A 7,812-nucleotide genomic window follows, 5' to 3' on the forward strand; every position below is an offset into this window, starting at 1 on the left:
GGGTTGGGGTGGGACTCGGCGTGGGGATATGACACGGTCGCCGCCCCGTCGAGGCGCCGCGAGTTGGCGGGTCGGTACAGGTTGCGCTTGGTGATGTACTGCACCACTCCGTCCGGCACCAGGTACCAGATGGGCCGGTGGTCACGCACCCGCGTCCGGCAGTCGGTCGAGGAGATCGCCAGCGCGGGGATCTCGACGAGACCGACGGTGTCGGCCGGCAGCTTCTCGAGATGCTCGGCGAGGTGCTCGACGTGCAGGTCGTAGCCCGGACGCGACACTCCCACGAACCGGGCCAGTTCGAACAATTCGGTCCAGTTCTGCCACGACAGGATCGAGGCGATCGCGTCGGCGCCGGTGATGAAGTACAGCTGGGCGTCGGGCATCAGCGAACGCAGGTCGCGCAGCGTGTCGACGGTGTAGGTGGCCTTGTCCCGCTCGATGTCGACCCGGCTGACGGAGAACCGCGGATTCGAGGCGGTCGCAATAACCGTCATCAGATAGCGGTCCTCGGCCGTGCTGACCTCGCGCCCCGACTTCTGCCACGGCTGCCCGGTGGGCACGAACACGACCTCGTCGAGGTCGTACCGGTCGGCCACCTCGCTGGCTGCGACGAGGTGACCGTGGTGGATGGGGTCGAAGGTGCCGCCCATGACACCGACGCGCCGTCGCGTGTCACCGACGCGACGTCGCGGCGCCGGATTCGGGGCGGATGGCTCATGCACGATTGTCCAGCTTACGGGTTCACACCGGCAGCAGGCCCGCCACCACCTGCGCGAGCTGCTGCGCGGACCGGCACTCGTGCATCGTGATCACCTCGCCGTACACCTTCGCCGCCGAATCTCCGGCTCCCCATTGGCCGCGCGGTTCCGGGTTGAGCCAGTGGGCGTGCCGGGCAACGGCCACCATATGCTCGAGGGCGCCGAGATTGGGATCGCGGTAGTTGGTCCGCGCGTCGCCGAGCACGAGCAGGGAACTGCGACTGGTGAGGCTGTGCGCGTACCGCTCGGTGAACACGCCCAGAGCGTGACCGTAGTCGGAGTGGCCGTCGTAGGCGATCAGCTCGGCCTCGCGCAGCATCCGCGACATGGCGGCCCCGAGGTCGGCGCCGGCGGAGAAGTGGTGGGTGACCTCGTCGGTGCTGTCGATGAACGCGAACACCCGGACGCGGGAGAACTGCTCGCGCAGGGCGTGCACGAGCAGCAGGGTGAAGTGGGAGAAGCCGGCGACCGATCCGGAGACGTCGCAGAGCACCACCAGCTCCGGACGGGCCGGGCGTGGCTTGCGGTTGACCAGGTCGATGGGCACCCCGCCGGTGGACATCGACTTGCGCAACGTCCGGCGCAGGTCGATCGCTCCCGCGCGGGCCCGCCGCCGGCGCGCGGCGAGCCGGCTCGCCAGCAGCCGCGCCAGCGGGGTGACGCTGCGGCGCAGCGCGGTGAGCTCGGCGTCGGTGGCACGCAGGAAGTCGACCTCCTCGGCGAGCTTGGGCACCCCGTAGGTGGCGACGCGGTCTCGTCCGACCTGTTCGGCGGTGCGGCGACGCGTCTCGCGCTCGACCATGGCCCGGAAATCCGCCACTCGGCGCGCCGCCGTGCGGCGCGCCACCTCGGTGGCGTACTCGGTGTCCTGATCCCGCTCCTCCGGGCCGGCGTTGCCGAGTAGGCCCTCCAGGATCTTCGACACCAGCGTTTCGGGCGACACCTGGCGCAGCGCCTGGTACGCCGAGAACGACGGTCCGTTGCCCGACGTGTACTGCCCCAGCTCCTCGACGATCTGCGCGGTCAGCAGCTCGACGAGCTCGAACGCCTCGGCGGAGTCGTCGGCGAGCATCTCGGCGATCAGGTCCCGCAGCGCCTCGAAGTCGATCTCGCCGTCCGGGGTGCGCGGCAGCGCCGGATCGATCCCGCCGGCCTCGCGGCGCCCGACCGCCGCCGGGAACCACAGGTCGAACAGGGCATCGAAGGTCGGGCGGTGAGTGGGCCGGCGCAGCAGCGCGCACGCCAGCCCCTCCCGCAGGGCGTCCCGGTCGAGCAGATCGAGCACCGACATGACCCGGCCGGCATCGACGGTCTCGGACGGTCCTACGGGAATGCCGCGGCGGCGCAGTGCCTCGACGAACCCGACGAGGTGGCCGGGCAGGCCGTGCGGCGCCGACGGCCCCTGGTCCCGCACCGGCGGGCGTGCCCCGGCCATGTCAGTTCAACCGCAGCTCGGCCGCGGCCCGCAGCTGATCGGACTGGTGTTTGAGGATCACCCCGAGCGTGGCCCGCACGGCGGCGTCGTCGAGGGTGTCGAGGCCCAGGGCGAGCAGCGTGCGGCCCCAGTCGATCGTCTCCGCCACCGACGGCAGCTTCTTGAGCTGCATGCCGCGCAGCACCCGGACCGTGCGCACGAGCTGCTCGGCGACCGTCTCGGGCAGCTCCGGTACCCGGCTCGCCAGGATGCGGCGCTCGAGGTCGGCGTCGGGGAAGTCGAGGTGCAGGAACAGGCAGCGTCGCTTGAGTGCCTCGGACAGCTCCCGCGTCGCGTTCGAGGTGAGCACCGTGAAGGGCTTGCGGGTGGCGCTGATGGTGCCGAGCTCGGGCACGGTCACCGCGAAATCGCTCAGCACCTCGAGCAGCAGACCCTCGATCTCCACGTCCGCCTTGTCGACCTCGTCGACCAGGAGCACCGTCGGATCCTCCCGGCGGATGGCGGTCAGCAACGGGCGCGGGAGGAGGAACTCCTCGGAGAACACGTCCTGCTTCGTCGCGTCCCAGGAATGGTCGGTGCCGGCCTGGATCCGCAGGATCTGCTTGGCGTGGTTCCACTCGTACAGCGCCCGCGACTCGTCGACACCCTCGTAGCACTGCAGCCGCACCAGCTCGGCGCCGGAGGTCTGCACCACCGCCCGGGCGAGCTCGGTCTTGCCCACACCGGCGGGGCCCTCGATGAGCAGCGGCTTGCCGAGGCGGTCGGCGAGGAACACCGCGGTGGCGGTGGCCTTGTCGGCGAGGTATCCGGTCTCGGCGAGGCGGTCGATCACCTCGTCGACGTCGGCGAAGATCGGCGGGGTGGTCGGCAGCGCACGGTCCACGCTGTGTCCTTTCGTCGGGGCCGGCCCTGTCGGGTCCGGGTCTCGTCCGGTCCGGGTCTCGTCGAGCGCTGTCGCGAACCCTCAGGCCGGCCGGGTGTGGCCGTCGCCCCACACCACCCACTTGGTGGAGGTGAGTTCCGGCAGTCCCATCGGGCCGCGTGCGTGCAGCTTCTGGGTGGAGATGCCGATCTCGGCCCCGAACCCGAACTGCTCGCCGTCGGTGAACGCCGTCGAGGCGTTGACCATAACGGCTGCGGCGTCGACCCGCGCGGAGAACTCCCGGGCCGCCGCGAGGTCGGAGGTGACGATCGCCTCGGTGTGGCCGGTGCCGTACCGGTCGATGTGCTCGACGGCCGCGTCGAGGTCGTCGACGACGGCGAGCGCGACGTCGAGACTCAGGTACTCCTCCGCCCAGTCCGCCTCGGTGGCCGGCTCGAGGCCGGGCAGGTCACCGTGCACGGTGACGCCGTGGTTCTGCAGCACCTGCAGCAGCCGGGGTACGGCGGTGTCGGCGACGGCCTTGTCCACCAGAATCGTCTCGGCGGTGTTGCACACGCTGGGCCGGCGGGTCTTGGCGTTGACGACGATCTTCTCGGCCATGTCCAGATCGGCCGACGCGTGCACGTACACGTGGCAGTTGCCCACGCCCGTCTCGATGGTGGGCACGGTGGCGTCGCGGACGACGGCGGAGATCAGGCCGGCACCGCCGCGCGGGATGACGACGTCGACGAGTCCGCGTGCCTGGATGAGGTGCGTGACCGAGGACCGGTCCGCGCTGGGCAGCAGTTGCACGGCGTCCTCTGGCAGCTCCTGCGTCGCGAGGGCGCCGCGCAGGGCCTCGACGAGGGCGGCGTTGGAGCGGGCGGCCGACGACGACCCGCGCAGCAGGGCCGCGTTGCCGGACTTGAGGGCCAGGCCGAAGGCGTCGACGGTGACGTTCGGCCGGGCCTCGTACACCATCCCCAGGACGCCGAGCGGCACCCGCATCTGCCGGATCTCGAGGCCGTTGGGCAGGGTCGAGCCACGCACCACCTCGCCGATCGGGTCGGGCAGCCCCGCGACCTGCCGCAGCCCCGCCGCGATGCCCTCGACGCGGGCCTGCGTCAGCCGGAGCCGGTCGAGCAGGGACTCCTCGGTGCCCGCCGCGCGGGCGGTCTCGATGTCCTCGGCGTTCGCGGCGAGCACCGCGGCGGACGCGGCGAGCACCGCCTCCGCGGCGGCATGCAGGGCGGCGTCCTTCTGCGCGGTGGTGAGCAGGGCGAGCCGGCGGGAGGCGACGCGGGCGCGACGGGCCGCGGCGTGCACGGCCTCGCGGGTGTCCCCGGCACCGGTCGCCCGGACGTCCCCGGAAACGGTTGCAGATGAGTCAGGGGTCACGGCAGTCATGGCCCCCAGACTAGTCCGCGCCCGGGCGGATCCGGGCAGCCCGGTCCCCCGCGTCAGGGCGGATCAGCGCAGCCCGGTCCCCCGCGCCAGGGCGGATCAGCGCAGCCCGGTCCCCCGTGCCAGGGCGGTGTCCACCAGCGTGGACAGCAGCGTGCGGTATTCGAGACCGCTGGCCTCCCACATACGCGGATACATCGAGATCGACGTGAACCCGGGCATGGTGTTGATCTCGTTGATCACCGGCCCGTCGTCCGTGACGAAGAAGTCGACGCGGGACAGGCCCTGGCAGTCGAGGGCGCGGAAGGCGCGGACCGCGAGCTCACGGATCCGGCCGGAGACGTCGTCGTCGAGCTTGGCGGGCACGTCGAACTCGCACACGTCGTCGAGGTACTTGGTGTCGAAGTCGTAGAACGCCTCGTGATCGCCGGACGGGTCGGGCATCCGGATCTCGGCGACGACACTGGCGCGCACGTCGCCGTCGGGGAACTCGAGCACGCCGCACTCGACCTCGCGACCGACAATCGCGGATTCGACGACCACCTTCGGGTCGTGGCGGCGGGCCTTCTCGATCGCCGCGTCGAGCGCCGCCCAGTCCGCGACACGGCTGATCCCGATGGAGGAGCCGCCGCGGGCGGGCTTGACGAAGACCGGGAGGCCGAGGCGCTGCTTCTGCTCCTCGGTGAGCGTCGCGGCGCCGGGGCGCAGCACGACCTGGAATCCGACGGGCAGACCCTCGGCCGCGAGCAGCTTCTTGGTGAACTCCTTGTCCATCCCGGCGGCGCTGGCGAGCACGCCGGGTCCCACGTAGGGAACGCCGGCGAGCTCGAGCAGCCCCTGGATCGTGCCGTCCTCGCCGTAGGCACCGTGCAGCACCGGGAACACGACGTCGACGGAGGCGAGCACCTTGCCGAACTCGCCCTCGTCGAGGGCGACGATGTCACCGGCCCGAGTGGGGTCGGCGGTGAGCACCAGCGCCGATCCCTCCGCGTCGACGGTCGGCAGCTCGCGGCCCGCCTTGGCGAGCCGTTCCGGATCCGTGTCGGCGAGCACCCAGGCGCCGTCGGTGGTGATGCCGATCGGGACGGTCTCGTAACGCTGCGGGTCGAGGTGGCGCAGGATGCTGCCCGCCGAAACGCAGGAGACGGAATGTTCGTTGCTGCGGCCGCCGAAGACGACGGCCACCCGGATACGGGGTCTGCTCACGGCACAAACCGTACCGGTGCGCCCGCCCCGGTAGATACCCGAGTCCTGCTCAGCACCGGGAGAGCGCGCGGTCGAGATCGTCGAGCAGGTCGGCGGTGTCCTCGATCCCGCAGGACAACCGCACGAAGCCGGCCGGTACGGGATCGCCCCAGCGGGCGCGCCGGTCGGCGGTGGTGTGGATGCCCCCGAAACTGGTCGCGGCGGTGACGAGCTCGCTCGCCGCGACGAACCGGTGGAACTGCTGTTCGCCGTCGAGCCGGAACGTCACCAGCGGCCCGAACCGGCGCATCTGTGCCGCGGCGACGGGGTGGGCGGGATCGTCGATCAGACCGGGGTATCGGACGCCGCGCACGGCGGGATGCTCGCGCAGCATCGCCGCCGCGGCGAGCGCGTTGACGCACTGCCGGTCGAAGCGCAGCCCGGCAGTGCCCAGGCTGCGGTGCGCCAGCCACGTCTCGAACGGGCCGAGAACCGTCCCGGAGAGCAGGCGCTCCCGGTCGAGGACCCGCACGAGTGCCCCGTCGGCGACAGCGAGGTACCCCATCAGCAGATCGCTGTGCCCGCTGAGCGATTTCGTGCCGCTGGCGACGACGATGTCCGCGCCCAGCGCGAGCGGCTGCTGCCCCAGCGGGGTGGCGGTGGTGTTGTCCACCAGCAGCAGGGCGCCGGCCGGCCGGCACAGCGCCGCGGTGGCGCGCAGGTCGACGACGTCCAGTCCCGGGTTCGACGGGGTCTCGGCAAGCACGAGCGCGCCCTCGCCGGCGCCGGCGAGGACAGCGCGGAGACTGCCGTCGCCGAACTGGGCGGCGGTGAGTTCGTGGACCGTGATCCCGAGGGGCTCGAGGCGTTCCCGCGCGTACTCGCGCACCTGGTAGTACCCGTCGGCGGGGACGACGACGGTGCCGCCGCCCCGGGTCAGCGCCCGCAGCGCGACGGTGACCGCGGACATCCCGGACCCGACGACCCGGGCCGCGGCCGCCCCCTCGAGCGCGGCCAGCGCGGATTCGAGGGCACGCCAACCGGGATTCGAGGCGCGGGCGTAGGTGTCGGTCTCCGTGCCCTCCCGGCCGAGCTGGTAGGGGGCGGCGAGGACCGGACCGGGCTGCAGCGGATCTCCCGGAACATATTCGGCAGCAACAGCTTTCACACAGCGTGTGGAGTCGCCCGGCACGGTCTCACTCCGGCTTGATCCGGCGGCCGAGCAGCAACCCGATCGCCTCGGGCACCGACATGCCCTCGTAGCAGACGCGATGCACGGCGTCGGTGAGCGGCATCTCCACGTCGTAACTGGCCGCCAGCGCCCGGACGGAGGTGCACGACTTGACCCCCTCGGCCACCTGGCCGTGCGTGGCCTCCTGGGCGCTCTCGAGCGTCCCTCCCCTGCCCAACCGCTCCCCGAACGAACGGTTACGCGACAGCGGCGAGGTGCACGTGGCCACGAGGTCGCCGACCCCCGCCAGCCCGGCCAGGGTGGCCGGCTTGGCACCGAGGGCAGTTCCCAGCCGGGTGATCTCGGCCAGCCCACGGGTGATGATGGAGGCGATCGTGTTGTCGCCGAGGCCGACTCCGGCCGCCATGCCGCACGCGAGCGCGATGACGTTCTTGCACGCGCCGCCGATCTCGCAGCCGATCACGTCGGTGTTCGTGTAGGGCCTGAAATACCCTGTTGCACAAGCTCTTTGAATCTCTAGCGCCCGGGTGGAGTCGGAACACGCGATCACCGTGGCGGCAGGCTGCCGATCGGCGATCTCGCGGGCGAGGTTCGGCCCGGACAACACCGCGATGCGGTCGTGTTCGGCGCCCGTCACCTGGGCGATCACCTGGCTCATCCGCATGAGGGTGCCGCCCTCGATGCCTTTCGCCAGGCTCAGCAGGGTCGTGTCGGAACCGATGTCGTGGCGCCACGCCCCGAGATTCGCGCGCAGCGTCTGCGACGGCACCGCGAGGACGAGGAAGTCCACTCCGTCGAGTGCGACACGGTGATCCGCGGTGGCCCGCAACGTCGAGGGCAACTCGACGCCCGGCAGATAGTCCGGGTTCTCGTGCCGGGTGGCGATCGTCTCGGCCACCTCCGCGCGCCGCGCCCAGATCGTCACGTCCGTTCCGGCCTCCGCCAGTACCTTCGCGAAGGCCGTCCCCCACGACCC

7 protein-coding genes are annotated in these 7,812 nt (G+C 71.7%); all 7 read right to left on the reverse strand.

Going from position 1 to position 7,812, the window contains the following annotated elements:
* Positions 1 to 650 (reverse strand): nicotinate-nucleotide adenylyltransferase (gene nadD / locus G6038_RS29715; protein ID WP_206025842.1); only part of this gene is annotated, 650 nt, incomplete at its 3' end.
* A 91-nt stretch (positions 651 to 741) separates the two neighbouring features.
* Positions 742 to 2,193, reverse strand: a complete 1,452-nt coding sequence (locus G6038_RS29720; RefSeq protein WP_165042386.1) for a VWA domain-containing protein — start codon at positions 2,191 to 2,193, stop codon at positions 742 to 744.
* Between the two features lies 1 nt (position 2,194).
* Positions 2,195 to 3,076 carry a MoxR family ATPase gene (locus G6038_RS29725; protein ID WP_165042388.1) on the reverse strand — a complete coding sequence of 294 codons (882 nt, stop codon included), beginning with the start codon at positions 3,074 to 3,076 and terminating at the stop codon, positions 2,195 to 2,197.
* 81 nt (positions 3,077 to 3,157) lie between these two features.
* Positions 3,158 to 4,462, reverse strand: coding sequence for a glutamate-5-semialdehyde dehydrogenase (locus G6038_RS29730; protein WP_165042390.1), 1,305 nt, complete (start codon positions 4,460 to 4,462; stop codon positions 3,158 to 3,160).
* A gap of 96 nt (positions 4,463 to 4,558) precedes the next feature.
* Positions 4,559 to 5,665: a D-alanine--D-alanine ligase family protein gene (locus tag G6038_RS29735; protein ID WP_346772952.1), complete on the reverse strand. Its 1,107-nt coding sequence runs from the start codon at positions 5,663 to 5,665 to the stop codon at positions 4,559 to 4,561.
* Between the two features lie 49 nt (positions 5,666 to 5,714).
* Positions 5,715 to 6,836 carry a cystathionine gamma-lyase gene (locus G6038_RS29740; RefSeq protein ID WP_165042392.1) on the reverse strand — a complete coding sequence of 374 codons (1,122 nt, stop codon included), beginning with the start codon at positions 6,834 to 6,836 and terminating at the stop codon, positions 5,715 to 5,717.
* Between the two features lie 4 nt (positions 6,837 to 6,840).
* On the reverse strand, positions 6,841 to 7,812 hold a 972-nt coding region (locus tag G6038_RS29745; RefSeq protein ID WP_165042394.1), incomplete at its 5' end, for an NAD(P)H-dependent glycerol-3-phosphate dehydrogenase.

Source organism: Rhodococcus sp. 14C212 (genome assembly GCF_011058195.1).
Lineage (GTDB): Bacteria > Actinomycetota > Actinomycetes > Mycobacteriales > Mycobacteriaceae > Rhodococcus > Rhodococcus aetherivorans.